Source organism: Actinacidiphila sp. bgisy160, from assembly GCF_057707815.1.
Window position 1 is genome coordinate 145233 of the sequence record NZ_JBYIQW010000001.1, and the last position, 26252, is coordinate 171484.

A 26252-nucleotide genomic window follows, 5' to 3' on the forward strand; every position below is an offset into this window, starting at 1 on the left:
CTAGCGACGGCGGCGCTTGGACGTACCGAAGAGGGACCGGGTGATCTCGCGCCCGATCTGGGTGCCGATGGAGCGGGCCAGCGACTGGAAGACCCCGCTGCCCATCACCTGCTCCACCACTCCCGTCTCCTCCTGCGGGCGCTCCCGGCGTCCGCAGCCGCCAGGGCCCGCCGCGGACCGCCCCACCAGCCGCTCGTACGCCGACTCCCGGTCCACCGCCTGCGCGTAGCGCCCGTAGAGCGGCGAATTCCCGACCGCCGCGTCCATCGCCGCCGGGTCGGCGGGACCCATCAGCGACCGCGGCGCCCGCAGCCGCACCGCGGCGACCGGGGTGGGGGAGCCGTCCTCGTCGAGGACGGTGACCACGGCCTCGCCGGTGCCGAGCCCGGTGAGCAGTTCCTCCAGGTCGTACGGCGAGGTGGGAAAGGTGCGCACCGTCGCCTTCAGCGCCTTGGCGTCCTCCGGGGTGAAGGCGCGCAGCGCGTGCTGCACCCGGTTGCCGAGCTGGCCGAGCACCTCGGAGGGCACGTCCTTCGGGGTCTGTGTCACGAAGAAGATACCGACGCCCTTGGAGCGGATCAGCCGCACGGTCTGCGTGATGGCCTCCAGGAAGGCCTTGCTCGCCCCGGTGAAGAGCAGGTGCGCCTCGTCGAAGAAGAAGACCAGCTTGGGCCGGTCCGGGTCGCCGACCTCCGGAAGATCCTCGAAGAGGTCGGCCAGCAGCCACATGAGGAAGGTGGAGAACAACTGCGGCCGGTCCCGCACGGCGGGCAGTTCCAGTACGGAGACGACGCCCCGCCCCTCGCCGTCCGTGCGCAGCAGCTCGGCGGTGTCGAACTCCGGCTCGCCGAAGAAGGCCCCCGCGCCCTGTGCCTCGAAGGTCGTCAGCGACCGCAGGATCACCCCGGCCGTCGCCGGCGATACCCCGCCGATCCCCTTCAGTTCCGGCTTGCCCTCGTCGGAGGTGAGGAAGGTGACCACGGCCCGCAGGTCCTTCAGGTCCAGCAGTTCCAGGCCCTTGGTGTCGGCGTAGTGGAAGATCAGGCCGAGCGACTGCTCCTGCGTGGTGTTGAGCCCCAGCACCTTGGACAGCAGCACCGGACCGAAGCTCGTCACCGTGGCCCGCAGCGGGATGCCCCGGCCGATGCCGCCGAGAGCGTAGAACTCGGCGGGGCAGCCGGCCGGGCGCCATTCCTGGCCCACCTCGGCGGCCCGCCGGGCGACGCGGTCGCCGGGCACGCCCGGGGCACAGATGCCGGAGACGTCGCCCTTGACGTCGGCCAGGAAGACCGGCACGCCGTGCGCGGAGAGCTGTTCCGCGACGAGTTGCAGCGTCTTGGTCTTGCCGGTGCCGGTGGCACCGGCGACGAGCCCGTGCCGGTTGAGCACCGCCAGCGGGACGCGGACGGGTGCCTCGGGCAGCGCGCGGTCCTCCCACAGCAGGGCGCCGAGTTCGAGGGCCGGTCCGGTGAAGGCGTACCCCTCGGCGATGGCCCGGGCGGCGCCGGACGGGCTCGGCGTGGTCATGGGCTGCTCCGCTGCTCCCGCTATCACAGTATTTGCCCACCATCGCACTCCTGCGCCGTTGCTGCGCCCGTACGCCCTTGCCCGGTAGGCTTTCCGTGTGATCTTCAAGCGCATCGGAAACGGGCGGCCGTACCCCGACCACGGCCGGAAAAGCACCCGTGAATGGGCGGACGTCGCCCCACGTCCGGTACGCCTCGACCAGTTGGTCACCACCAAGGGGCAACTCGACCTGGAGACCCTCCTCGCCGAGGACTCGACCTTCTACGGGGACCTGTTCGCGCACGTCGTGAAATGGCAGGGCGACCTCTACCTGGAGGACGGGCTCCACCGGGCCGTGCGCGCGGCGCTGCAGCAGCGCCAGGTGCTGCACGCCCGGGTGCTGGAGATGGACTGAGCCCCGGACCGCTTCACGGGCCCGCCTCCGCCAGGGGTCTCCTTCGCCCTTTCGGGTTCAAGTGCCCCCCGTTGGCCCCGATTGGTTGATCATTTAGTAGGCCCGGACGCCCAATCGCACTACGCTGCGCACATGAGCATGCTGACGCCCCCCGGCATGGGCGGGAAGTACCGGGTGACCGGGAACCAGTACCCGCGGATGCGCCGCCCCCGGAGCAGGGTGCGCATCGTGGCGGTCGTCGTGGCGGCCGTTGCCGTGGTCGGCGTGGCCGGCTGGGGCACGCTCCAACTGGTCGACGTCTTCGGCGGCAAGTCCACACCCGCGAAGAACACGGCCGCCAAGGCGGAGAACGCCGCCAAGGAGCGCACCTGCAAGGCCGCGGCCGCACCGGGCTCGGCCGGGGCGGCCCCGACCGCCTTCCCGGAGCCCGGGGAGCTCACGATCAACGTCTACAACGCCACCGCCAAGGGCGGCCTGGCCAAGGACACCGCGGACGAGTTCGCCGCACGCGGCTTCAAGGTGGGCACCTTCGGCAACGCCGACCCCGAGTACGACCGCAAGGTGAAGGTGGCCGCGCTGCTGATCGGGGGCCACGGCCCCAAGGCCGAAGCCGCGATGAAGCTGGTCAGCGCCCAGATCAAGGGCACGACCACGTTGAAGCCCGCGGCCGCCGGCTCCAAGCGCCCGACCGGCACGGTGGACGTCATGCTCGGCACGGGCTTCACCAAGCTCTCCGGCGACAAGGCCGTCGAGAAGGCCCTTGCCGCCCTGGCCCGCCCGAGCGCGGCGCCGAGCGCCGGCACCTGCTAGGCCACGTCCCACGACGGAACCGGCCGCCGGGGCGTCAGGCCCCGGCGGCCGGTTGCGTGCGTCGTGGGACGGCCGGCGTCAGCCGGCCGTGCCGTACAGGCGGTCGCCCGCGTCGCCCAGGCCGGGGACGATGTAGCCCTGCTCGTTGAGGCGGTCGTCGACCGCCGCGGTGACCACGGTGACCGGCTTGCCGGCCAGCGCGCGCTCCATCGCCTCGACACCCTCCGGGGAGGCCAGCAGCACCACGGCCGTCACGTCGTCGGCGCCCCGCTCGATCAGCAGGTCGATCGCGGCGATCAGCGTGCCTCCGGTGGCCAGCATCGGGTCGAGGACGTAAACCTGTCGCCCGGACAGGTCCTCCGGCATGCGGGTGGCGTAGGTCTTGGCCTCCAGGGTCTCCTCGTCGCGGATCATGCCGAGGAAGCCGACCTCCGCGGTCGGCAGGAGGCGCACCAGGCCCTCCAGCATCCCGAGGCCGGCCCGCAGGATCGGCACCACCAGCGGACGCGGGTGGGACAGGCGCACACCCGTGGTGTCCGCGACGGGGGTGCTGATGTCCACCTGCTCGGTCCGCACGTCACGGGTCGCCTCGTAGGCGAGCAGGGTGACCAGCTCGTCGGCCAGCCGACGGAAGGTCGGCGAGTCGGTGCGCTCGTCGCGCAGGGTGGTGAGTTTGTGCGCCACCAGGGGGTGGTCGACGACGTGGATCCGCATGTCCACGACTTTAACGTTCGGCTCGCGGCCCGGCCCGCCCGGTCCGTGCGGCCGGCCAGGCTTCGAACCACCCGGGAGGGGGAATGCGTGCACTTACTCCCGGACTGTCCCGGCCGGGCACGTGGATCTCTAGGGGTGGTGCCCCATGGCGGAGCGCGGCAGCGACGGCGCCGGCGCGGACGACACGGGCGACGCTGGTACGCAGCGGGAGCGCGACGCCGAACGCAGACGGCGCCGCGCCATGTTCCTGCGCGAGCTGAACGAGGCCAAGCAACTCCGTGACCGCGTCCAGCCACGCCGGGCGCGCGCGGCACGCGCGCGCCAGCAGATGCGGATGCGGACGTTCCGCTGGTAGTCCCCAGGTCGGCACAATGCCCCGCCTGGCGGGCGCCGAGGGGGTCCGCGCAGGCCGCCGCACGGAAAAAAGCCGGAAGGCCTCTCACGACGCAGCGCGGAAGACCCTTCGCAAAGCCGAGGTTTCTGCCACGATGCCGAGTGTGGGCGGGGACCTGCGCCAGATCATTCGGCTCCCGCCCGAAAGTCCGGACGGCCTGAGACCTGTGGGAGAGTCACGGTGTACTTCGCCGCACTGCTCGCGCGCACCGAGGACGGTTGGGAAGCGCGCGAGACCGATCTCGACGATGTGGAAACCCTTGGCGACCTGACCGACCTGGCCCGGGCGGCTTCAGCCGGGGAGGATACGGTCCTGGTCTTCATCGAACAGGAGGACGCCTGGTTCGGCGTCGTCCGTGTCGACGGTGAGGAGGACCCGCGGATCTACGTGTCCGACGCCGCCACCGCCGCGCGCAGCTCGTACGGGGAGATCCTGCTCACCGACGAACTGCTGGGCCGCGACCCCGAGGACCTGGACGAGATCGTCGACCTCGACGGCACCGAGGAAGGTGACGCCGACGACCTCGACGACGACGTGGTGCCCGGCCCGACGGAGGTGCACGTCCCCGTGGGACCGCTCGGGGACGCCGAGCTCCTCGCGGACTTCGGCATGAGCGCCAAGGAACTGCTGGCCCTCAGTGGCGACGGCGCGCTGACCGGGGAGGCGCTCGGCGAGATCGCCGACTCGCTGGGCTGCGCCGATGTGCTGGAGGCGGTCCGCTGACCGGTCCGGACCCACTGCGCGACCCCTGGGTCTCCCCGATGCGGCTCGCCCTCGAGGAGGCCCGCCTCGCCCCGCGCACCGGCGACGTGCCGGTGGGCGCGGTCGTACTGTCCCCGCAGGGCACGGTCATCGGCCGCGGCCGCAACGAACGCGAGGCGGTCGGCGACCCGACCGCCCACGCGGAGGTGATCGCCATCCGCGAGGCCGCGAAGGCGCTCGGGGAGTGGCGGCTGACCGGCTGCACGCTCGTGGTGACCCTGGAGCCCTGCACGATGTGCGCGGGGGCCGTCGTCGCCGCCCGCCTCGAACGCGTGGTCTACGGCGCGCTGGACGAGAAGGCCGGGGCGGCGGGCTCCCTGTGGGACCTCGTCCGCGACCGCCGGCTCAACCACCGCCCGGAAGTGATCCACGGCGTGCTCGCCGAGGAGTGCGGTGAGCTGCTCACCCACTTCTTCCGATCAAAGGATTTCGGAGCACACCCGGACGTCCGCTAAGCTCTCTCTCGGTAGCGTGTCCGAGCGGCCTAAGGAGCACGCCTCGAAAGCGTGTGAGGGGGCAACTCCTCCGTGGGTTCAAATCCCACCGCTACCGCTGCGAGTGACAAAGGTGAGGCGCCCGGTCCCTTCGGACCGGGCGCCTCGCCGTTTCCGGCCGTCCGGACCGCGCTGCGGCGGGTGTCACAGGGGGAGCGGGACGGGGCCGCGGATCACCCGCAAGGAGGCCTTCCGTCACCCGGTCTGATGGGGCCATCCGGTGGATACACTCCAGCCATGGCGCAGGCGAAGAAAATCACCATGTACGTCATCGTGGCTTTCGTGCTCTATACGATCGTGACGTCGCCGGCCCGCGCAGCCGATCTCGTGCAGATAGGCTTCCAGGGCATATCGGACGCCGCCAAGGGCGTCGGAGAGTTCATGACCGCGCTGGTCAACTGACCGCCGGGAGCCGGCGAGGAGCACAGCACCGTGATACGCCACCTGGTCCTTTTCAAGCTCAACGAGGGCGTGGAGCGCGACGACCCGCGGGTCGCGGCCGGCGTCGACGCCTTCGAGCGGCTCGGCGGGCAGATCCCCGAGCTGGCCTCCTGGGAACTGGGCTGGAACATCTCGGACCGTCCGATCGCGCACGACTTCGCGATCAACTCCTCGGTGGCGGACGCCGACGCGCTCAAGGCCTACCTGGAGCACCCGGCGCACCAGGCCGGGGTGGCACTGTGGCGCGAGTTCGCCACCTGGGTGGTCGCCGACTACGTGTTCGAGTGACGCCCCGCGGCGGCCCGTCGGGCCCCGCTCCTGACGCACAGCCCTCCGCCCGCCGGGCGGAGGGCTTTTTCTCTGAGGGCCGCGCCTCACTTGCACACAGTCCACATGAATTGTGATGCTATGACCGCTTTTGCCGGATGAGTGGACCGATGAGGAGTGGCATGTCCGTGTCGGCCCGACCCGCGTCACCATCGACCTCCGGAGACGGCGACGGGACCGGCACGACCACCGGCACGACCACCGGCGGGGGCACCCGCGGAAGCACCAACAGCAACGCGGTGGAGGCGCGGGCGCTGACGCAGGTGCTGTTCGACGAGCTGTCGGGGCTGGAACCGGGCACCCCGGAGCACTCCCGGGTCAGGGCCGCCCTCATCGAGGTGAACCTGCCGCTGGTGCGGTACGCGGCCGCACGCTTCCGCAGCCGCAACGAGCCCATGGAGGACGTCGTCCAGGTCGGCACGATCGGGCTGATCAACGCCATCGACCGCTTCGACCCGGAACGCGGGGTGCAGTTCCCGACCTTCGCGATGCCGACCGTCGTCGGCGAGATCAAACGTTACTTCAGGGACAACGTCCGCACCGTCCACGTCCCGCGCCGGCTGCACGAGCTGTGGGTCCAGGTCAGCGGCGCCATCGAGGACCTGACGGTGGCCCACGGGCGCACCCCCACCACCGCGGAGATCGCCGACCGGCTGAAGCTCTCCGAGGACGAGGTGCTGGCCTGCCTGGAGGCCGGGCGGGCGTACCACGCCACGTCCCTGGAGGCGGCCCAGGAGGGCGGCGACGGGGCGCCCGGGCTGCTGGACCGGCTCGGCTACGAGGACCCGGCCCTGACCGGCGTGGAGCACCGGGACCTGGTGCGGCACCTGCTGGTGCAGCTCCCCGAGCGGGAACGGCGGATCCTGCTGCTGCGCTACTTCGGCAATCTGACGCAATCGCAGATCAGTGCCGAACTCGGGGTTTCGCAGATGCACGTCTCCCGGCTGCTGTCCCGCAGCTTCGCCCGACTCCGATCCGCAAATCAGCTCGAATCGTAACCCTTGCGGACTACCCACCCCCTGCGGAATAAGTCGACATGGCGCTACAGCGCGTTGCCGACATGTGACATTCTGCGGGAACCGCGTTTGTCGCGGTCCGGCCTCCGGTATTCCAGTGGAGGAACGAACCGTCGCCCGCGACACCCGTCCGCGACCTCAAGGGGGTGGCATGTCCGTAGAAGTGGGCAGTCCGAAGGTGCTGAACACCGACGCGCCGCACGATGCTCCTGACGACAACGCCATCGACACCGCCGGCACCGCCGTCGCCGACATCAGCGCCGTCGACAGCACGATCGAGGCCATCGACACGAGCGTCGACACCCGCACGCTCTCCCGCTCGCTCTTCCTGCGGCTGGCCGAACTGCCGGACGACAGCCCCGAACGGGCGTACGTACGGGACACACTCATCGAGCTGAACCTGCCGCTCGTGCGCTACGCGGCGGCCCGGTTCCGCAGTCGCAACGAGCCGATGGAGGACATCGTCCAGGTCGGCACGATCGGGCTGATCAAGGCGATCGACCGCTTCGACTGCAACCGCGGCGTGGAGTTCCCCACCTTCGCGATGCCCACGATCGTGGGCGAGGTGAAGCGCTTCTTCCGCGACACCTCTTGGTCGGTGCGGGTGCCGCGCCGGCTGCAGGAGCTGCGGCTGGCGCTGACCAAGACCAGCGACGAGCTCGCCCAGCGGCTGGACCGATCGCCCACCGTCTGCGAACTCGCGGCAGCACTCGGCGTCTCCGAGGAGGACGTGGTCGACGGCCTGGCGGTCGGGAACGCGTACACCGCCAGCTCCCTGGACTCCCCGCCCCCGGAGGACGACGGCGGCGAGGGCTCGCTGGCCGACCGGCTGGGCTACGAGGACACCGCGCTGGAGGGCGTGGAGTACCGCGAGTCGCTCAAGCCGCTGCTCGCCCAGCTGCCCGCGCGGGAGCGGCGGATCATCATGCTCCGCTTCTTCGCCAACATGACGCAGTCGCAGATCGGCGAGGAGGTCGGCATCTCCCAGATGCACGTCTCCCGGCTGCTGACCCGGACCCTGGCGCAGCTGCGCGAGGGCCTGACCTCCGAGCATTAGGACGAGGTCCGGCAGACCGGAGAACCTGGCGATTCACTCCTGATGGTTCGTCAGTACACTGGCGGGATGGTGCACATACCACGGGGCCGCCGGGGCGCGCTGGCCGCTGCCTCGGCGGCCGTCGTCTGCCTGGGCGCCTTCGCCGCCCTCGGCCCGGACTGCGAGGGCAACGGCGCGGGCTACGTGGCCGTCGGCGCCCCGGGCACCGCGGGCGGCCTCGCGGTGAACGCCCCGCCCTCAGGCAAGGGGATCCTCGTGCCGCTGGACGGCCGTACGGCCTCCCCCTCCGGCCGCGGCCGGACGGCGCCGGGGGCACCGGCCGGCATCGGCGGCGCGGGCTCCTCGCCCCCGGCGGACGCTCCGGAGGGGCCCGGCGCCACGAGCGCCCCGCCGCGGCAGGACGCCACCCCGCCACCCACGACGGCCTCCGGCGGCCCCACCGGACGACCGGACCCGAGCGGTTCGGCGTCCCCCTCGTCCTCGTCCTCGTCCTCCCCCTCCGCGCCCGCGCCCGCGCCCGGCGCACCGGCGCACCTGGTGGTGAGCGCGGTCGAGCGCGCGGCGGCCAACGACCGCTGGTGCGAGAAGGTCACCGTCACCCTCGGCAACACCGGGGACCGCACCGCGACGACCGGCACCCTCACCTTCGGCACGCACGTCATCGGCCCGCTGGGCGTCGACTGGGCCACGGTGCAAAGCACCCGCGCCGCGCCGGTGCCCGTCCCCGGCGGCGGCGGCGCGAAAGGGACCTGGGAGGTGTGCGTCGAGGCGTGGCGGGTGCCGCCGGGCATGCACGTCGAGACCCGGGACGTCACCGTCGCGGACTCCTGAACATCGCGCGCCCCCGCCTCCTGGGGAGGGCGTGGTGAAGCGCTCAGCCGGCCAGGCAGGAGCGGATCCGGCCGGGGGTCGCGGTGTCGCCGAGGAACCCGATGTGCGTCCGTGCACGCCACCAGGCGGTTGTTCGCGCCGCTCAGCGGGGTGCTGGTGTACGGGATGACGAGCCCGTCGCAGGGCGAGTACCAGGTCGCGTGGGCCGTGCGCTCCGGCGTCTCGTAACCGCTGCTGATGGTGCGGACGAAGGCCGAGCCCGGGAGCATCTCGACGCAGGAGGCGTGGATCACGCAGGCTGCGGCATCGGTGGTGCCGTGGTTCGCGCCCGCGACCGCCGCCCGGCTGCGGAACGCCGTGGCGGTGTTCCGGCAGTTCGACGCCCGCCCCTGGGCCGACCGGGCCGCGGCCGAACCGCGCGCCGCCGGGGGCCGGGTGAGCCCGGTGGACCGGGACCCCGGGCCGCCGGGAGCCGACGGCTCAGCGGACGAGGATCTCCGAGCTGGTGGCGCGGGGCGCCACCAACCGCGAGATCGCCGATCTGCTGCCGCTCAGCACGCGCACGGTCGAGGACCACCTGCGGAACGTCTTCAGCCGGCTCGGGGTGCGCTCGCGCGTCGAGCCGGCGTCACTGTTCCGCTGAGCGGGGGCGAGGCGGGGCCGCCGGGCGCGGGCGCACGACGACCGCCGGACGGCCGGCGACCGCCGGCGTCCGGTGTCGGTGGACGTGGTGGGGTAGCGCGCCCGTCAGGCGACCGCGAACCAGACCACGGCGGCGATCACGACGACGGCCGCGATGACGCCGGCGATCAGCCCGGTCTTGCTGCCGCCCGCGGCCTGTACCTGGGCGGGCTCCTCGTCGACGAAGGCGCGGAACATCTGGGTGCTGCCGGCCGGGTCGTAGTTGTTGTCAGGGGTAGTCATGGGGCAGGACCCTAGCGAAGTCAGGTCGCGGAGGTCACCCCCGGCCCGTCGTTGGGAGGGGGAACCCCCGGGGAATACCGTCCGTGCCCACCGCGTCCAAGACGACATGGCACTCATCGGCAACTCTGATCTCGACGTCTTCCCCCTCTGTCTCGGCGGCAACGTCTTCGGCTGGACCTCGGACGAGGCGACCTCCTTCGAGGTGCTGGACGCCTACACGGACGCGGGCGGCAACTTCGTCGACACCGCGGACGTGTACTCCGCGTGGGTCCCGGGCCACACCGGAGGGGAGTCCGAGACCGTGATCGGATCCTGGCTCGCCAAGCGCGGCCGCCGCGACGACGTGTTCGTCGCGACGAAGGCCGGCTCCCACCCCGACTTCAAGGGCCTGAAGGCCGCGACCGTCAAGGCCGCGGCGGAGGAGTCGCTGCGCCGGCTGGGCACCGACCGGATCGACCTCTTCTACACGCACTTCGACGACCCCGGGACCCCGGTCGAGGAGATCGTCGGCGCCCTGGACGCACTGGTCCGCGAGGGCAAGGTCCGCCACGTCGCGGCCTCCAACATCAGCCCCGAGCGGCTGACGGCCTCGCTGGAGTTCGCCGAGCGCGAGGGCCTGACGAAGTACGTGGCGCTTCAGCAGCACTACAACCTGGTGGAGCGCGAGCAGTACGAGGGCGCGCTGCGCGAGGCCGTCGAGGCGCACGGCCTCGCCTCGGTGCCGTACTTCGGTCTGGCGCGGGGCTTCCTGACCGGCAAGTACCGCCCCGGCGTCACGGTGGACAGCCCCCGGGCGGAAGGCGCGGGCGCCTACCTGCGGTCCGAGCGCGGGCCGCGGGTGCTGGCCGTGCTGGACGAGGTCGCGGCGGCGCACGGCGCTGCGCCGGCGAGTGTCGCGCTGGCCTGGCTGCGGTCCCGGCCGACCGTCGTGGCGCCGATCGCCAGCGCCCGTACGCCCGGGCAGTTGAGCGCTCTGCTGGCCTCGGTGAGCCTGGAGCTGACCGCCGCGGAGCTGGAGCGGCTCACGGAGGCATCTGCCTGACCTGCGGCTTCATACGACGACCCGCCTCTTGACCGAAGGCGGGTCGCTCCTTTTGGAGGTTTTTACCCGAAAGAATTTGCCTGCAGCAACCAAACTTCCTAAGGTTGCTTGAGGCAACCAACAAGAGTCGGGAAGCGAGGCGCCATGGCGACGCAGGAGCATTTCGCGGAGCTCGCGAGCCAGCTGCGCGCGATCCCGGTGGTCGCCCGCGAACTCAGCCGGGCCTGCCCACCGCATTGCCCGCCGGCATCGCTGGGCGTGCTCTCGGTGATCAGCCGCCACGGCGAGATGCGGATGAGCCGGCTGGCCGAGCTGCTGGAGGTCGACATGTCCGTCACCAGCAGACACGTGGCCCACCTCGCCGAGCGCGGCTGGATCGACCGGCTGCCCGATCCCCACGACAAGCGGTCACGGTTGCTGCGCCTGACCCCCGGCGGCGCGGACATGCTGCGCGCCGCCCAGGACAGGGTCGCCGAGGCGCTGGCCCACCACCTGAGGGACTGGCCGGACGAGGACGTCACCGAGTTCTCCCGGCTGCTGGACCGGCTGCGCAGTGACTTCGCCGCCGACTGCCGCCCCCGTACGCATTCCACGACGTGAAGAGGACGACGATGGCAACAACCGCACCACCGACCGGTGTGCGGGGGACCGATGCCCACGCAGGACACGCGGCCCCCATGTCGCACCGGCAGATCATGGAGGCCCTCACCGGGCTGATCCTCGGCTTGTTCGTGGCGATCCTGTCGTCCACGATCGTCTCCAACGCCCTGCCGAAGATCATCTCCGATCTGCACGGCGGGCAGAGCGCCTACACCTGGGTCGTCACCGCCGCCCTGCTCTCCACCACCGCCACCACCCCGTTGTGGGGCAAGCTCTCCGACCTGTTCAGCAAGAAGCTGCTGGTCCAGCTCGCGCTGGTGATCTACGTGCTGGGCTCGCTGGTCGCGGGCCTGTCGCAGAACGCGGGCATGCTCATCGCCTGCCGTGTCGTCCAGGGCATCGGCGCCGGCGGTCTGACCGCGCTGACCCAGGTCATCATGGCCGCGATGATCTCCCCGCGGGAGCGCGGCCGGTACAGCGGTTACCTCGGCGCGGCCTTCGCCCTCGGCACCGTCGGCGGCCCCCTGCTCGGCGGCGTCATCGTCGACACCGACTGGCTCGGCTGGCGCTGGTGCTTCTACGTCGGCGTGCCCTTCGCGATCATCGCGCTGATCGTGCTGCAGAAGACCCTGCACCTGCCGGTCGTGAGGCGCCGGGTCAAGGTCGACTGGGCCGGCGCCTTCTTCGTCACCGCCGCCGTCAGCCTGCTGCTGGTCTGGGTCACCTTCGCGGGCGACAAGTACGACTGGATCTCCTGGCAGACCTACACCATGGTCGCGGGCGCGGTGCTGCTGGCCCTGGTCTTCGTCCTGGTCGAGTCCCGCGCGAGCGAGCCGATCATGCCGCTGCGGCTGTTCCGCAACAAGACCATCAGCCTGACCTCCGTCGCCTCGATGTTCGTCGGCACCGGCATGTTCGGCAGCACGGTCTTCCTCAGCCAGTACTTCCAGCTGGCCCGCGGCGAGTCGCCGACGATGTCCGGCGTCATGACCATCCCGCTGATCGCCGGCCTGTTCCTCTCCTCCACCGTCTCCGGCCTGATCATCACCCGCACCGGCCGCTGGAAGGCGTTCCTGGTCTCCGGCGGCGTGCTGCTCACCGGCGGCCTCGCCCTGCTGGGCTCGATGCGGTCCGGCACCACGTACTGGCACCTGGCGCTCTTCATGGCGCTGCTGGGCCTCGGCGTCGGCATGATGCTGCAGAACCTGGTCCTGGCCGTACAGAACCAGGTGGGCGCCGCCGACCTCGGTGCCGCCAGTTCCGTCGTGACCTTCTTCCGCACCCTCGGTGGCGCGATCGGCGTGTCCGCCCTGGGCGCGGTGCTCGGCAACCGGGTGACGCACTACGTCAAGGACGGCCTGGCCGCCCTGGGCGCGAAGTCCACCGGCGAGTCCGACGGCGCCATCCCGGACCTGGCCACACTGCCCGCGCCGGTCCGCCACGTCGTGGAGAGCGCGTACGGCCACGGCGCAGGCGACGTCTTCCTGGTCGCGGCCCCGGTGGCGTTCCTCGCGCTGCTGCTGGTGCTCTTCATCAAGGAAGTTCCGCTGAAGACCACCAGCGGACTGCAGCAGGCGGCAGGCGTCCCCGGCCACGCCGAGCAGACCCCGGTCATACCCGCCCAGGCCTCCCCGGCCGAGACCGTCGCCGAGGTGGCCGGCGTGGCCGCGCCGGTCACGCCCCTGGAAGCCGAGGGCACCGCGATCCACGGCCAGGTGCGCAACTCCGACGCCACGGGCGTCGAGCGGGCCACGATCACCCTGATCTCGCTCACCGGGCGGCAACTCGGCCGCGCCGCCACCCGCGCGGACGGCCGCTACGAGCTGACCGCCCCCGGCGCCGGCTCGTACGTGCTCATCGCGGCCGCCGACGGCCACCAGCCGCAGGCCTCGACCGTGGTGGTCGGCGAGGAGCCCGTCCCCTACGACGTGGTCCTGGCCGGCACCAGCGGACTCACCGGCACGGTGGTCGCCGAGGCGACCGGCATACCCGTCGCGGGCGCGATGGTCGTGGTGACCGACGTCCGCGGCGAGGTCCTGGCCTGCGGCGGCACCGGCGAGGACGGCGCCTTCGGCTTCGAGGACCTGCCCTCCGGCGACTTCACCCTGGCCGTCAACGCCACCGGCTACCGGCCGGCCGCACTGCAGGTCGAGGTCGCGGGCAACGGCCCCACCCACATCGAGGTCCCGCTCCGCGCCGGAGCCCGCCTGCACGGCACCGTGCTCGGCGGCACCGGGCGCACGCCGCTCCCGGAGGCCCGCGTCACGCTGATCGACGCGGCCGGCAACGTGGTGGCGACCGCCACCACCGGCACCGACGGGGCGTACGCCTTCGGCGACCTGGACGCCGGCGAGTACTCGCTGGTCGCCAGCGGCTTCCCGCCGGTGGCCACCCAGGTCACCGTCGGCGACGGCGCCGCGGCCGGCCACCAGGACGGTTTCGACGTCGAGCTCAACCACCCCGAGGGGTGAACCATCGGCCGGTCCGTGCGCCGCGGAGACGCACGGGCCGGTGGACGGGGGAAATCGGGTCCGGTCCGGACGGCCGGGCAGGGGACGGCCGTGGCCGTCCGGACCGGACCCGGCCGGCGGAACGCACCGAAGGCGAGCGAGGTACATGAACACGACGGCAGGAGCCGGGCTGCGCGGGCGGATCCGGACGAAGGACGGTTGGGCGGTGTCCCACGCCGTGGTGACCGTCACCGACATGACCGGGCGGCAGATCGCGCGGGAGACCGCGGACGCCGAGGGCGCCGTGCGCACCGCGGCGCTGGCCCCAGGGGCGTACACCGTGATCGTGACCGCCGTGGGCTACCGCCCGGCCGCCGCGACGGCGCTGGTGACCGCCTCCGGCTCGGCGGACCTGGGGACCCTGCTGCTGGCCCGCGCGGGCGGCCTCGAACTGCCGCCGCCCGGGCCGTGGACGATCGACCCGGCGCACTCCGAGGTCGGCGCGGTCGCCCAGCACCTGGGCCTGTCCAGCGTGCACGGCCGCTTCAAGACCTTCGCCGGCCGGATCGACGTCGCCGAGCAGCCGCTCGCGTCGTCCGTCGAGGCCGTGATCGACGCCGCGTCGATCGACACGGGCAACGGCACCCGCGACGAGCACCTGCGCTCCGCCGACTTCCTCGACGCCGGGGAGCACCCGGCCGTCACCTACCGCAGTACCTCGATGGAGCCGGCCGCCGGCGACCGGTGGACCGTGCACGGAGAGCTGACGATGCACGGGGTCACCCGTCCCGCCAGCCTGGACCTGGCCTACCTGGGCACCGGGCCGGACCCCTGGGGCGGCGTGCGCGCCGCCTTCCGCGCGACGGCCGAACTGCGCCGTGAGGACTTCGCGATGAACTGGAACCAGGTCGTCCGGGCCGGCATCGCCACCATGGGCACGACGCTCAGGGTCACCCTCGACATCCAGGCGGTCCAGGGCACGGCCCTCCCCGCCGCATAGCCGCGGGCCGCATAGGCTGCCGTCCATGGCTGCCAACATCGCGACCAACACCGACGTGCAACTCGACCAGTTGCTGGAATTCGTACGACCGCGCCACCGCGCCCTGCTGCTGACCACCCGCGCCGACGGCCGCCCCCAGGGCTCCCCCGTCACCTGCGGAGTGGACGACGCGGGGCGCCTGGTCGTCTCGACCTACCCCGAGCGGGCCAAGGCCCGCAACGCCCGCCGTGACGCGCGGGTCTCGGTGATCGTCCTGTCGGACGATTGGGACGGCCCCTGGGTCCAGGTCGACGGCAGCGCCGAGGTCATCGACTCCCCCGACTCGGTCGAGCCGCTGGTCGAGTACTACCGCAACATCGCGGGCGAGCACCCTGACTGGGACGAGTACCGCGCCGCCATGGTCAGGCAGGGCAAGTCCCTGGTGCGCGTGACCCCCGAGCGCTGGGGCCCGATCGCCACGGGCGGTTTCCCTGCGCGCCTGGCCCCGAAGGACTAGCCTTCCTCCGGCGCCCCCGGCGCGTTCCGTACGAGAAGGACCCGGAAAGGGGCGGCGGCCCGGTGGCCGCCGCCCCTCCGCCTCCTACGACCCGGGATCAGCCCAGGTCGGTCAGCTCGCACGACAGCCGTCCAGGCGACGGCCGCGAACCCCTCGCGCTGCCGGGCTGTGCGCTGAGCCTGCGGCGGTCACCGCGCCGTTCGCGTCACGCCGGGCCCGGCGTGATTTCTCTGAGAATCGCCTGTCGCGAGGGGCGCGGGGCCAGTCGGTTGTTCCGGCGCGCACCCTGACGCGCCACCGGGTGGGGAATGCACGGGCCGCGGGACCGCATTTTGGTACGAAGGACGTCGGACTTCAAACGGACTTCACGGCGGGAGAAGACCCATGAGCGACAGCCGCACGCCGGCGATCGGACGCTACGGCCTGTGGAGCGCCGCGCTGCGCGACCCCGACCCGGCCCGCGCGGGCGAACTCGCCGAGACCGCGGCCGAGCTGGAGGAACTGGGGTACGGGGCGCTGTGGCTCGGCGGCAGCAGCGGCGTGGAGCACGCGGCACCCCTGATCGCGGCCACGTCCTCCATCACCGTCGCGACCGGCATTCTCAGCATCTGGCAGTACGAGGCCGAGGACACCGCCGCCCGCCAGGCCTCGCTCGAGGCCGCCCATCCGGGGCGTTTCCTGCTGGGGCTGGGCGTCAGCCACGCCCGCCTCGCCGAGCAGTACAAGCGCCCGTACGCGGCGATGACCCGCTACCTGGACGCGCTGGACACCTCCGGGGTCCCCGCCGGACGCAGGGTGCTGGCCGCGCTCGGCCCGAGGATGCTGGAGCTCGCGCGCGACCGCTCGGCGGGCGCGCACCCGTATCTGGTCACCGTCGAGCACACCGCGCAGGCGCGCGCCATGCTGGGCGAAGGGCCCCTGCTGGCACCGGAGTTCACGGTCGTCCTGGAGACGGACCCGAAGCGGGCCCGCGAGACCGCGCGGGAGATGCTGGCCTTCTACCTGACACTCCCCAACTACACCGACAACTGGCTGCGGCTTGGCTTCACCGAGGACGACCTCGCCGACGGGGGCAGCGACCGCCTGGTCGACGCGCTCTTCGGCTGGGGCGACGTGGAGCGGGTCCGGCAGCGGATCGACGCCTTCCTCGACGCGGGCGCCGACCACGTCGCCGTCCAGGTGCTGGCCACGGGTGAGGACCGGTCCGGGCTGCCGCGCGAGCAGTGGCGCCGGCTGGCCGCAGCACTCAAGCCCGCCGGGCACTGAGGGTTCGGCGAAGGGGAGCGCAGACCACCCGCCGGAAGGGAACGCACGCCCCGCGCGAAGGCTTTCAGCGCCGGCCCCGCCACGGGCCGGGCGTGAGCGACGACTGCCGACCGGTCGCGGCCCCCACCGGCCCGCCACCCCGGGGCGACCCGCACCCGGCTGTGGCGCCCCTCGGCCCCGCCGGGCCGCGACACCATCGCTGCCCGCGAACGGCCGGGCGCGCCCCGCGGTCCCGCGGCGCAGCCGAGGCCGCTCGAACCCGGCGTCAGCCTTGCTGGGCCGCCCAGAACTCGTCCCACGAGATCTTGCCGTCGCCGTTGCCGTCGACGGCCCCGATGAGGCTCTGCGCCATGCTCGCGGTCACGTTGAAGTCCCCGAGCTGCGCCATCACGCTCGCGTACTCGCTCGCCGTGATGAGCCCGTCCCCGTCGACGTCGAATCGATTGAACGCCTTCTTGGCCGCCTCGATGTCCGCCATCGTGACCACCCCTCCTTGTTGTACCGGGTCCTGACTGCCCACACCCTAGCCGCCGCGACATCCCCGGCGGCGGCCGGGCGCGGGTGGACCGGAACGGATACCGGCCCGGCCGCGCCAAGCGGGCCGGGCACCCTCACCGACCGTCGTTGCCGTCAGGGTTGCCGCCGACGAGGTACCCGCACCCTTTGCGGCGTTGGGCTCCGACCTCAGCGGACGTCAGTCAGCCGGATGGTGGGTGCGCGAGCGGTCAGACCACCTCGACGGTCGCCGCCGGCCGGTGAGCCGCGGCCTTGGCGCTTGGGCTTGTCGGGCTTTGCCGTCACCGCTGAGCGCCGGCACCGCCTGAGCGTCCCGCCGAGGGGGCGGGCTGCTTCGGCCTACCGGCCTGGGCCTCGCGCGGGAGCGGTGGGCCCCACGGGTCCACTGGCTGCGCTGCACCCGGGATCAAAGCCGGGCCGTCACGCCTACTTCGGGCACGCATTCGCAGCCGTTGACGACGGACGCACCGGCAGAGGGGTCAAGGGGGTGCAGACCGGGGTGGCGGCGCCGATGAGTTCCACCAGACCCACGCCCCCGGTGGGCGGGATGACCTCGGACCAGTTGTTGGCAACCCATGCGTTGCCAGAGGAGTCGATCTGCACCGCGGTGAGATGCTGGATCGCCTTGTTCTGGAAACCCTGTGCGGGAGACAGGGCGGTGCCGGCGGAAGCGCCGGGCGGGCAAGCTGCGCTGTTGACCCCGCACAGGAGTGACACAGATGAGTCGCCGAAACCAGCGATCCATACGCGGTCCTGACCATCGATGGCGACCGACCAGGGGAGCACCTTCTTCGGCAATTGGTGCACGCCCGCGACCGTTCCATTTGGCTGGATCTCAGTGACCGCGCTGCTGAAGAAGTTGGCTACCCAGGCGTTGCCCTTGGAATCGAGAGCGAGCCCGACGGGGGCCTGGAGTGATTTGTCGGTGATGGAGGAGATCGGCTTGAAGTCGGGACCGATGACAGTGACGCTTCCACCAACGTTGCTGGGCCGCCTCGATTGCCTGATCTCCTCGAAGGAAAGATGGCTGTTGGTGACCCAGGCCCGGCCCTGGCCGTCGATCTGGACGGCGAAGGGGTGGTTGAGGTGCTTGTCGGTGATGGTGATGGCCTTACTCGGGTCACCGTGGGGGTACACCACGACACTGCCTGTACCGGGCTTGCCCCTCAGGCCTTGGGAGTTGGCGATCCATATGTTGCCGCGCTGGTCGACAGCAACGCCCTGCGGTTTGACGAAATCGCCATTTTTCCACCCGCCGGAGGGGGACACCGGTTTACCGGAGGCCGAGTACTTCGACATCGCGTTGCCGCCGTAGCTGGGCGCCCACACGGATCCGTCGTGATCAATCGCGAGGCCCCAGGCGCCCGCCTTCATGCCACCGCCGCTGATGGGACTGCCCAAGGTCGGTCGACCGGTCGGATCCAGCACGGTGACGTAGGGGTTGGGATCGCGGGTTCCGGGCTTCCAGTTGTTGGTCGCCCATACGTTGCCCCTGGCGTCGAATGCGATGCGGCCCGCCGCGTAGAGCTGGGAAGCGGTGTAGCGAACCGCCAGTATCCAGGACTGGGGTGCTGCGCTGAGCGCCGGCGTGAAGACTTTCGCGGCACGCGCCAAAGCCTCCAGACCCCCCGGTGACTGCGTCGGGTTGCGGACCAGACTGAGGATTGCCTGCACTGTGTCGGCCGGTCTGGTTCCGCCGGGCGGTGTCGCCAGTTGGATCAACTTGTCGCATCGTGCGTTGTCCGTGACGCAGAGGGAGATGAGGTTGGCCAGCGTGTTCTGCGTGGCCAGCGTTTGGCTGTTGGCTTTGTCGCCGGTGAGGGGCCCTCCGGCGCTTCCGGTCGTCGGATCGGCGAGGTTGAAGGAGGTCGCGGCGGCGTTCTGCAGCCCCGGACCGGGACCTGAGATGCCGCGTTGGCCACTGAACTGGGCGAGAGCGTACGTCGAGGCGACCGTGGTCAGTTCGTTGACGGTCACCTTGCTCACGGTCCGCTCGGACACACCGCCACCCGCGCCGAACCCGACAACCGAGCGCAGCCGAAGCCGGTGCGCTCGCCCGGACGCTGCCTCGACGTACACCACACCGTCGGAAGGCTTGGTGTAGGTGATCCGGAAGGAACCGTGCGCGTCGGTCGTGGTCTGGCCCAGCTTCTTGACTCCGGACCCGGACCCGGCCATGAGCACGACCTGAGAACGCTGGAGCGGCTTCCCCGCTCCGGTGACGGTCCCCTCCAATGAGGTCGACGCGGCACCGAACGCTGATGTCGGCAGGGCGAAGGCGGCGCATGCCGCAGCGACGATCGCCGATGTCAATCGCACAGACCCGGTCCACTTTCGAGCGCGTCGGCGTCCCTTATAGGCGGGCAATCCACCAGCGCGCATGCCGGAGATGCTCACAACCGCCCCTTTGCTCTGTATTTTCGAACAGGAGGGGAAGAGAGATGGAGGAATTGATCTGGCCGCGACAGGGGGTGCGCGGTGATCCGGCTGGTCCACACTTATGTGGGCGGGTAAATATTCGGGCGCTCCGGAATGAGCACGCTCAGCCGATCAACCGGTTTGCCCGGCGGCGAACTCTTCCGCCTCGGTCGTTCCAGTGTCACCTTCCGGCACCCTCAGTGCGAACCAGCCGACCCGGGCCCCCAGAAGCCATACCACTCCCAGGAACAACCCCGGTTCGACTTCGCGTATCTCGTCGCGAACGCCACGAGCGACCAGTGAGATCTTGGAGTAGTCGATGACGATGCAGTCCTGCTGATCCATCAGGCTCGGCCCGACATAGACCTGAGCGACGATGGCGAGCACATCGAATGCAGTCATCCGATTGCTCAGGTAGCCTTCGGGGTCGAAAACCTTTCCTCGCCACAGGGTCATGCGTACCAGCCAGGCGAGCGGCTGAGCCACCCAGCTGCCTCCCCACCGGACGATGCCCGTTCCCTCCGTCGGGCCTTTCGGAATTTCACCGGGCGGACTGGCACGGAATATTTCCATCAAGCCTGCATCACCGATCTTGAGCAGATCCGTCTCGGTGATTGCCACGATTCATCCTCCCGACATGCGGTACTAAGGACCACTCGCACCTGGGGCATGATCCGGAATCCGGCGTCCCTCCTCTTGTCTGAGGTTGACGCTGTCGAACCGCCTAGACCTGCGGAATGCTGTCGGAGGCGAGGAACAGCCCAGGTACAGCCGGCGCTCCCCTGCGCCCGATTTCACCGCCTACGCCGATCTCGATCACGAACATCAGAGTCCGGTCAGGCATCGGGCCACAACTCCGATTATCGGCGCTCCCGAGGAGAACCGCCACCGCTACCGGGGGGAACGGAGCCGCCCGCGAATCCATCAATACCCCTTGACCTCGGAATCCGGGCCAAAGGGTCGTTGCCACATGCGCACCAGACGTACTCATCGATCACATGCCCGCCGCCCACTGGTGTAAGTGATCAAGCCACCCGCGTCCCTATATCGTTCCCAGCGCGGGGACGAGGTCCACGGCAAGTGGATCAACCTGCACACCGAGGCGAAGCGGGGTCCGGTGGCCACCCGGCATCGCACTGCGGCCACCTTCCTCTCTTACTGGCTTGAGTCGATCGTGCGGCCCCACCTCGCCCCGCTGTCGTACGTCTCGTACGAGGGCGCGGTCCGGCTGTACATCGCTCCCCACCTCGGGTCGAAACGGCTCGACAAGCTGACCGTGCGGGACGTCCGGGAGTGGCTGACCAAGCTGTCGACCGTCTGCCAGTGCTGCGCACAGGGCAAGGACGCCAAGCGGGAGTCGAGCCAGCGCCGCTGCTGCGCGGTTGGGGACTGCTGCGGGGTCTACCCGTCCCGCAGGGTGATCCAGGCCGCTCGTGACGCTCTCCGGCCGCTCTGACGCATGCCGTGACAGAGGAGGAGATCGGCAGGAACGTGGCTCCCTTGGTGAAGGTAACCAAGCCTCGACGCCAGAAGATCAAACCGTGGTCCGACTCCGAGGCGAGCCGGTTCCTCACCGACGCCGCGGCTCGCGATGACCACCTCTTCGCGGCCTGGGTGCTCGTCCTGTCCCTCGGGCTGCGCCGTGGCGAGGTCCTGGGGCTGACGTGGTCGTCTGTGGACTTCGAGGCGGGTGAGCTGTACGTGGATCACCAGCTCCAGCGGGCCGGCCGCCAGATCCTGAACCAGGAGACCAAGACCGAGGACTCCGACGACTTCCTCCCTCTGCCCGAACTCTGCCGTAACGCGCTTCGCGTGCGCCGCGCGCAGCAGCTCGGCGACCGGAAGGCTGCCGGGGAACTCTGGCAGGACGATCGTGGGCTGATCTTCACCACAAAGCACGGGCCCCGATCGAGCCGGGCAACCTGACCCGGATGTCGGCCCTGCGCGTCCGCCGCGCCGGCCTCCGGGCGATCCGGCTGCGGAACACCCGGCACGTGCAGCTCGCTCCTGGTCGCTCTCGGGGTCCATCCCAAGGTGGCTCAGCGCATCCTGAGGCACTCACAGATCGCGATGACGTTGGAGGTCTACGCCGCGGCAAGCGACGAAGAGGTGCGGGCGGCTCTCGGCAAGCTTTCCCACGCCATGGGCGGCGACTGACGCGGTTGCTGTACTTCGCTGCTGTACGCCCCAACGCCAGAGGCCCCCGGGTGATCCCGGGGGCCTCTGGTCTGTTGTGCACTCGGCAGGATTCGAACCTGCAACCTTCTGATCCGTAGTCAGATGCTCTATCCGTTGAGCTACGAGTGCTTGTGCTTCCCGGCGTTTTCTTGCCGGTCGGCGTTGCGGGAACAACATTACATGACCCGCGCCGTGAGGTGAAATCCATTAGCCGCACCCGGGCTGACCTGCGGATACGCCAAGGCGACGGTCCAGCAGGGCTGCCGGGAACGGCAGAAGCCCCGGCCGGGTGGCCGGGGCTTCTGAAGGGCGGAGGCGGAGGGATTTGAACCCTCGATCAGGAATAACCCCGAAACCGCATTAGCAGTGCGGCGCCATAGACCGGACTAGGCGACGCCTCCTGATGTGCCCGCGCGAGCGGGTGTGTGCAGATGATGGCACAGCCCACCGGGCTGGGACCAATCGCTGACCAGATTACTAGGCCGTGAGCGGCCAGGGCAAAGGCGTTGCGGCGGGCACTTCGGCGACGCGCCCACGATCGGGTGGATTGGGAGGCGCGGGCCGGGGCGGGGAGGTAGGGACGGAGCATGCGATTGGCTCGTGTGCCCATGACCGCCGCGCTCGTGCTCGGCCTGCCGCTGACGGTGGCCGCGCCGGCCCTGGCCTGCCCTCCGGGGCCGGTGGAGCCCCCCGACGTGCTGCGGGTGACCGTGGACGACGGGGGCGGCCACCTGTCCGAGTACGACCTGCACTGCGACCCCGTCGGCGGGACCCATCCCGAGGCAACACAGGCGTGCGCCCGTCTGGAGCGGCTGGGCGGCCCGGTGGGGCCGGAGCCCGCGGGGACGATGTGCACGATGATCTACAGCGGCCCGCAGCGGGCGACGGTGCGGGGCATCTGGCGCGGCCGGCCCGTGGACGCCCGCTACGACCGCAGCAACGGCTGCGAGACAGCCCGCTGGCGGCGGATGGCCCCGGTGCTGCCCGCACCCGCGCTCCCCGACGGATCCGGTGGCCGGGGTGTGTGACCTGCGGGGTGACCGACACCACATCCGCACGACTCGACCACGAACACTACTCACGCGTACGGGACATGGGCATCCGGAGCCTCGCCGCCAACCGCTGCCCGTACACTCGCTCTAGTGACATGCCCCCCGGTCGGCGGCAAGATGGCCACCACCGGTGGAAGCCCCCTTCGCGGGTGGCGGCGCGGCAGCAAGTGCGGTTTTCAGGGAGGACGCGTCTCGTGAGCAGCAGGCCATCCCGAGGCGCTGCTCGCCTCGCGGCAATACTCGACGCTCTCCCCGACGCGCTGCTGCTGGTGAACGCCAACGGGACCGTCGTCAACGCCAATTCCATCGCCCTGGAGACCTTCGAGTCGCCGGGCACCGCCCTCGTGGGCCGCGGGCTGCTCGACCTCTTGCCGGCGTTCGACGCGCGTCGTATCCCCGGCTCGATGCGCCGTCCCGACGACGACGTGGGCCGCACCAAGCCGACCCGGATGGTCGCCCGGCGGACCGACGGCAGTGAAATTCCGGTGGAGGTCACGAGCGCGAACCTCGACGACGCCCGCACACCTTTCGCCGAGACCTACAGCTACACCGGCGACGAGCTGCTGATGCTGGTCGTCCGGGACCTGACCGGGACGCTGGACACCGAGGCCGAACTCGCCCGCCAGCAGCGCCAGACCGAGATGATCCTGCGCGCCGCCAGCGAGGGCGTGATCGGCGTCGACACCGACGGCAAGATCGTCCTGGTCAATCCCTCGGCCGCGCAGATCCTGGGCTTCCGGGCCACCGACCTCGGCGGGCAGGAGCTGCACCCGCTGGTGCACCACTCCCGTCCGGACGGCACCCCGCTGCCGGCCGAGGAGACGCCGCTCTCCGAGACACTGCGCTCCGGGCTGAAGCACCGGGTCCGCGGCCAGGTGCTGTGGCGCAAGGACGGGCGCTCGGTGCCGGTCGACCTGATCACGGCGCCGGTGCGGGAGGGCGACCAGCTCGTCGGCGCGGTGATGACCTTCACCGACCGCACGCGCTTCGACGCGCTCGCCGCGCGCAACGCGCACCTGCAGTCGCTGCTCGGCGACGCCCTGCGCGGGCCGCTGGACGAACTGCGGGCCGAACTCGCAGGGCTGGCCAACGACCCGGCCGGGCAGCTGTGGCCGGAGGCCAACCAGATCCTGCACCACCTCACCGCGGGCTACGCGCGGATCACCACGCTCATCGACAGCGTCCTGGCCTTCCAGCGGCTCGACCGCGGTGAGGAGAAGCTGCGGCGCGAGACGACCTCGATGGACAAGATCGTGGCCTCCGGTGTCGAGGCGGCGGTCGAGCTGATCGGTCCCGGCCGGGCCCAGTACGCGGTGCACGCGCCGCCGATCGAGGCGACCGTGGACGCCGAGCGGATGTCCCAGGCGCTGTCCCACCTGATCGCGGACGTGGCGGGTGTCGACGCGGCCGGCAACGTGCCGGTCGTGGTCGGCGGCGTCGACTCCACGATCGTGGTGGCCGCGGCGCAGCGCGGAGACTCCGTCCGCATCGAGGTGCGCGGCCCGCACGCGGGCGACAACCCGGTGCACGTGCCGATCGCGCGCGGCATCGTCGAGAAGCACGGCGGCGTGCTCCAGACGCACGAGGTGCCCGGGCAGGGCAGCGCGTACGTGATGGAGGTGCCGGTCGGCAAGGGCGGGGCGAAGACGGCGGTCAAGGAGCCCCGGCGGGAGTCGGAGACGACCGTCATGCCGGTGCCGGCCGAGCCGGTTCGCGGTACCGCCCCCGCCGCACTGCCGCAGGTGCCGTCCCCGGTGCCGGTGCCCGTCCCGGCCCCGCAGCCACCCCAGCCTGGCGTGCCGGTGGCGACCCCGGCGCCGGCCCCCGGCGCCGCGCTCGCGCTGCCCGCCGCGCCGACCACCGACGCACCGACCCCGACCGGACGGCGCCGTGCCCTGCGGCGCCCCGAGGAACCACAGCCCCAGGCCCCGGCCCAGGCGCAGCCCGCCCTCCCCCCGGCCCCCGCCGAGACGCAGGAGCAGCCCACCGGCCGCCGGGCCCGTCGCGGCACCCCGCAGGAGCCGCAGCCGGGGCTGGTGCCCGCACTGCCGGCGGCTCCCGCGCCGGAACAGAGCGCACCGGGCAACGGCCGCCGTGCGCGCCGGGCCGCCACCGAGGCCCCGGCCACACCGGAGCTCCCCGCGCTGCCCGCCGCGCCCGCGCCCGCGACCACCGCCACCCCCGCGACCGAGTGGCCGGAGGCCCAGGGCTCCGCCCGGCGTCCGCGCGGCATCGTGGAGAGCACGCCGCGCCCGTCGGCGATCGTCGACCCGCGGCGGCTTCCCCCGCCCACCCCGGCGCCGCGGCCGGAACCGGCAGCCGTCGAGCCGCCGAGGATCCCCGAGCAGACGCAGCGCAGCCCGGAGCCGCAGCCCATGGCGCCGCCCCAGCCGGTGGCACCTCCCCAGCCGCAGCCCATGGTCCCGCCCCAGGCACCGGCCCCCGCGCCACAGCAGCCGCAGCCGCAGCCGCAACCAGAGGCGCAGGTCTCGCAGAATGGCGGCGGTACGCAGGGCCGGGCGATCAGCGTGCGGACCCTCGGCCAAGGCGTCGCCTTCGCCCAGCAGATCAACGAGCAGATCGCCCAGCCGTCCGGCGGCTCCGGGCGGCGCCGCCGGCTGGCCACCCCCGCGGAACCCGTGCCCGCGCAGGCCGCCGCGCCCGCGGTCGTCAACGGCACGGAGACCCCCGGCCGGGCGTACGCCATAGGCGCCCCCACGGAGGCCACCGAGGGGCCGGAGCCGCTCGACGGCCCCAACGGCGCCGTCGACGTCACGGAGGAGAACGCCCAGGAGCCCGACGCCGTCCTGGACGAGCCGCGCCGGCTGCTGGTCTGGCCCGAACCGGACGTCGCCACCCGCCAGGCACTGACGGACCGCGGCTACCGGCCGGTCATCGTCCGCTCACGCGAGGAGGTCGACGCCCAGGTCGCCGAGCCGCCGGCGGCGCTCTTCGTCGACCCGCTCACCGGACCCATCACACGGACCGCCCTGCAGTCGCTGCGTCAGGCGGCGGCGCAGGCCGAGGTGCCGGTGCTCGTCACGGCCGGCCTCGGGCAGGCGACCCGCGAGGCCGCGTACGGGGCCGATCCCGCCGTGCTCCTCAAGGCGCTGACCCCGCGCGACAGCGAACAGCACCCGCCGCGTGTGCTGCTGATCGAGGCCCATACACCGATCGCCCAGGCCTTCACCGCCACGCTGGAGCGGCGCGGGATGCACGTCGCGCACGCCCAGTCCGAGGCGGACGCGATGACGCTCGCCGCGCAGATGCACCCCAACCTCGTGGTGATGGACCTGATGCTCATCCGCCGCAGGCGACAGGGCATCGTCGACTGGCTGCGGGCGAACGGCCGGCTGGAGCGCACGCCGATGGTCGTCTACACCACGGTCGACATCGACCCGGCGGAGCTGCCGCGGCTGGTGTCCGGCGAGACCGTCCTCTTCCTCGCGGAGCGCTCGACGAGCGCGGACGTCCAGGGCCGCATCGTCGACATGCTCGGCAAGATCGGCTCCTGAGGACCCGCACGCACGGCCCGGACCCGCA

At 71.6% G+C, this 26252-nt stretch carries 25 protein-coding genes, 3 tRNA genes and 1 pseudogene; 21 read left to right on the forward strand and 8 right to left on the reverse strand.

Annotated elements, in window-relative coordinates; genetic code table 11:
- Positions 1-1527, reverse strand: a complete 1527-nt coding sequence (locus tag AC3EUJ_RS00680) for a helicase HerA-like domain-containing protein (protein ID WP_431958865.1) — start codon at positions 1525-1527, stop codon at positions 1-3.
- 97 nt (positions 1528-1624) lie between these two features.
- On the opposite strand from AC3EUJ_RS00680, the gene AC3EUJ_RS00685 reads away from it, so the two are divergent.
- Positions 1625-1921, forward strand: a complete 297-nt coding sequence (locus AC3EUJ_RS00685) for a type II toxin-antitoxin system VapB family antitoxin (RefSeq protein WP_319134963.1) — start codon at positions 1625-1627, stop codon at positions 1919-1921.
- Between the two features lie 132 nt (positions 1922-2053).
- Entirely contained in the window at positions 2054-2731 is a 678-nt protein-coding gene (locus AC3EUJ_RS00690) for a LytR C-terminal domain-containing protein (RefSeq protein ID WP_431958866.1), read from the forward strand.
- Positions 2732-2809: 78 nt separating this feature from the next.
- On the opposite strand, the gene upp is transcribed toward AC3EUJ_RS00690, so the two are convergent.
- The gene (upp, locus tag AC3EUJ_RS00695) at positions 2810-3445 is read right to left on the reverse strand and encodes a uracil phosphoribosyltransferase (protein WP_431958867.1); all 636 of its coding nucleotides are present in this window, start codon (positions 3443-3445) and stop codon (positions 2810-2812) included.
- 145 nt (positions 3446-3590) lie between these two features.
- Here upp and AC3EUJ_RS00700 point away from each other — a divergent pair, with 145 nt between their 5' ends.
- The 10 genes from AC3EUJ_RS00700 to AC3EUJ_RS00745 all read left to right on the forward strand — a co-directional run bounded on the left by AC3EUJ_RS00700 (position 3591) and on the right by AC3EUJ_RS00745 (position 9410).
- On the forward strand, positions 3591-3800 hold the full coding sequence (locus tag AC3EUJ_RS00700; protein ID WP_431958868.1) for a hypothetical protein: 210 nt from the start codon (positions 3591-3593) through the stop codon (positions 3798-3800).
- Positions 3801-4019: 219 nt separating this feature from the next.
- Positions 4020-4562: a tRNA adenosine deaminase-associated protein gene (locus AC3EUJ_RS00705; RefSeq protein WP_431958869.1), complete on the forward strand. Its 543-nt coding sequence runs from the start codon at positions 4020-4022 to the stop codon at positions 4560-4562.
- Between the two features lie 38 nt (positions 4563-4600).
- Positions 4601-5056, forward strand: coding sequence for a tRNA adenosine(34) deaminase TadA (gene tadA / locus AC3EUJ_RS00710; protein WP_431958870.1), 456 nt, complete (start codon positions 4601-4603; stop codon positions 5054-5056).
- 10 nt (positions 5057-5066) lie between these two features.
- A tRNA-Ser gene (locus tag AC3EUJ_RS00715) sits at positions 5067-5153 on the forward strand.
- 179 nt (positions 5154-5332) lie between these two features.
- Positions 5333-5497, forward strand: coding sequence for a hypothetical protein (locus tag AC3EUJ_RS00720; RefSeq protein WP_018558266.1), 165 nt, complete (start codon positions 5333-5335; stop codon positions 5495-5497).
- A 30-nt stretch (positions 5498-5527) separates the two neighbouring features.
- Positions 5528-5824 (forward strand): Dabb family protein, encoded by a 297-nt coding sequence (locus tag AC3EUJ_RS00725; protein ID WP_431958871.1) that lies wholly within the window; start codon positions 5528-5530, stop codon positions 5822-5824.
- Positions 5825-5985: 161 nt separating this feature from the next.
- Complete coding sequence (locus AC3EUJ_RS00730) at positions 5986-6861, forward strand: RNA polymerase sigma factor SigF (protein ID WP_431958872.1); 876 nt, start codon at positions 5986-5988, stop codon at positions 6859-6861.
- Between the two features lie 169 nt (positions 6862-7030).
- Complete coding sequence (locus tag AC3EUJ_RS00735; RefSeq protein ID WP_431958873.1) at positions 7031-7936, forward strand: RNA polymerase sigma factor SigF; 906 nt, start codon at positions 7031-7033, stop codon at positions 7934-7936.
- Between the two features lie 66 nt (positions 7937-8002).
- The gene (locus AC3EUJ_RS00740) at positions 8003-8767 is read left to right on the forward strand and encodes a hypothetical protein (protein WP_431958874.1); all 765 of its coding nucleotides are present in this window, start codon (positions 8003-8005) and stop codon (positions 8765-8767) included.
- A gap of 505 nt (positions 8768-9272) precedes the next feature.
- Positions 9273-9410, forward strand: coding sequence for a response regulator transcription factor (locus AC3EUJ_RS00745; protein ID WP_431958875.1), 138 nt, complete (start codon positions 9273-9275; stop codon positions 9408-9410).
- 104 nt (positions 9411-9514) lie between these two features.
- On the opposite strand, the gene AC3EUJ_RS00750 is transcribed toward AC3EUJ_RS00745, so the two are convergent.
- A complete protein-coding gene (locus AC3EUJ_RS00750; protein WP_431958876.1) occupies positions 9515-9691 on the reverse strand; it encodes a hypothetical protein in 177 nt (58 codons plus the stop codon).
- A 106-nt stretch (positions 9692-9797) separates the two neighbouring features.
- Here AC3EUJ_RS00750 and AC3EUJ_RS00755 point away from each other — a divergent pair, with 106 nt between their 5' ends.
- From AC3EUJ_RS00755 to AC3EUJ_RS00780, 6 genes are all read left to right on the forward strand, one after another.
- Positions 9798-10733 (forward strand): aldo/keto reductase, encoded by a 936-nt coding sequence (locus tag AC3EUJ_RS00755; RefSeq protein ID WP_431958877.1) that lies wholly within the window; start codon positions 9798-9800, stop codon positions 10731-10733.
- Positions 10734-10877: 144 nt separating this feature from the next.
- Positions 10878-11333: a MarR family winged helix-turn-helix transcriptional regulator gene (locus AC3EUJ_RS00760; RefSeq protein ID WP_431958878.1), complete on the forward strand. Its 456-nt coding sequence runs from the start codon at positions 10878-10880 to the stop codon at positions 11331-11333.
- Positions 11334-11410: 77 nt separating this feature from the next.
- A complete protein-coding gene (locus AC3EUJ_RS00765; protein ID WP_488180931.1) occupies positions 11411-13804 on the forward strand; it encodes an MFS transporter in 2394 nt (797 codons plus the stop codon).
- A gap of 145 nt (positions 13805-13949) precedes the next feature.
- A complete protein-coding gene (locus AC3EUJ_RS00770; protein ID WP_431958880.1) occupies positions 13950-14783 on the forward strand; it encodes a YceI family protein in 834 nt (277 codons plus the stop codon).
- A gap of 25 nt (positions 14784-14808) precedes the next feature.
- Positions 14809-15279 (forward strand): PPOX class F420-dependent oxidoreductase, encoded by a 471-nt coding sequence (locus AC3EUJ_RS00775; protein ID WP_431958881.1) that lies wholly within the window; start codon positions 14809-14811, stop codon positions 15277-15279.
- 384 nt (positions 15280-15663) lie between these two features.
- Positions 15664-16545, forward strand: coding sequence for an LLM class F420-dependent oxidoreductase (locus AC3EUJ_RS00780; RefSeq protein WP_431958882.1), 882 nt, complete (start codon positions 15664-15666; stop codon positions 16543-16545).
- Between the two features lie 265 nt (positions 16546-16810).
- On the opposite strand, the gene AC3EUJ_RS00785 is transcribed toward AC3EUJ_RS00780, so the two are convergent.
- The 3 genes from AC3EUJ_RS00785 to AC3EUJ_RS00795 form a co-directional block, all read right to left on the reverse strand.
- Positions 16811-17023, reverse strand: coding sequence for an EF-hand domain-containing protein (locus AC3EUJ_RS00785; RefSeq protein WP_431958883.1), 213 nt, complete (start codon positions 17021-17023; stop codon positions 16811-16813).
- Between the two features lie 464 nt (positions 17024-17487).
- Positions 17488-19458, reverse strand: coding sequence for an NHL repeat-containing protein (locus AC3EUJ_RS00790; RefSeq protein WP_431958884.1), 1971 nt, complete (start codon positions 19456-19458; stop codon positions 17488-17490).
- 153 nt (positions 19459-19611) lie between these two features.
- On the reverse strand, positions 19612-20100 hold the full coding sequence (locus AC3EUJ_RS00795; RefSeq protein ID WP_431958885.1) for a hypothetical protein: 489 nt from the start codon (positions 20098-20100) through the stop codon (positions 19612-19614).
- A gap of 442 nt (positions 20101-20542) precedes the next feature.
- Between AC3EUJ_RS00795 and AC3EUJ_RS00800 the strand changes: the two are divergent.
- Positions 20543-21636, forward strand: a pseudogene (locus AC3EUJ_RS00800) (tyrosine-type recombinase/integrase); the annotation flags it as partial.
- A gap of 77 nt (positions 21637-21713) precedes the next feature.
- On the opposite strand, the gene AC3EUJ_RS00805 reads toward AC3EUJ_RS00800, so the two are convergent.
- Together AC3EUJ_RS00805 and AC3EUJ_RS00810 are read right to left on the reverse strand one after the other, a co-directional pair.
- Positions 21714-21786 (reverse strand) — tRNA-Arg (locus tag AC3EUJ_RS00805).
- 181 nt (positions 21787-21967) lie between these two features.
- Positions 21968-22058: transfer RNA gene (locus AC3EUJ_RS00810), tRNA-Ser, on the reverse strand.
- A gap of 186 nt (positions 22059-22244) precedes the next feature.
- On the opposite strand from AC3EUJ_RS00810, the gene AC3EUJ_RS00815 reads away from it, so the two are divergent.
- Positions 22245-22685: an SSI family serine proteinase inhibitor gene (locus AC3EUJ_RS00815; protein ID WP_431958886.1), complete on the forward strand. Its 441-nt coding sequence runs from the start codon at positions 22245-22247 to the stop codon at positions 22683-22685.
- 218 nt (positions 22686-22903) lie between these two features.
- Positions 22904-26224, forward strand: coding sequence for a response regulator (locus AC3EUJ_RS00820; RefSeq protein WP_431958887.1), 3321 nt, complete (start codon positions 22904-22906; stop codon positions 26222-26224).
- Positions 26225-26252 lie beyond the last annotated feature (28 nt).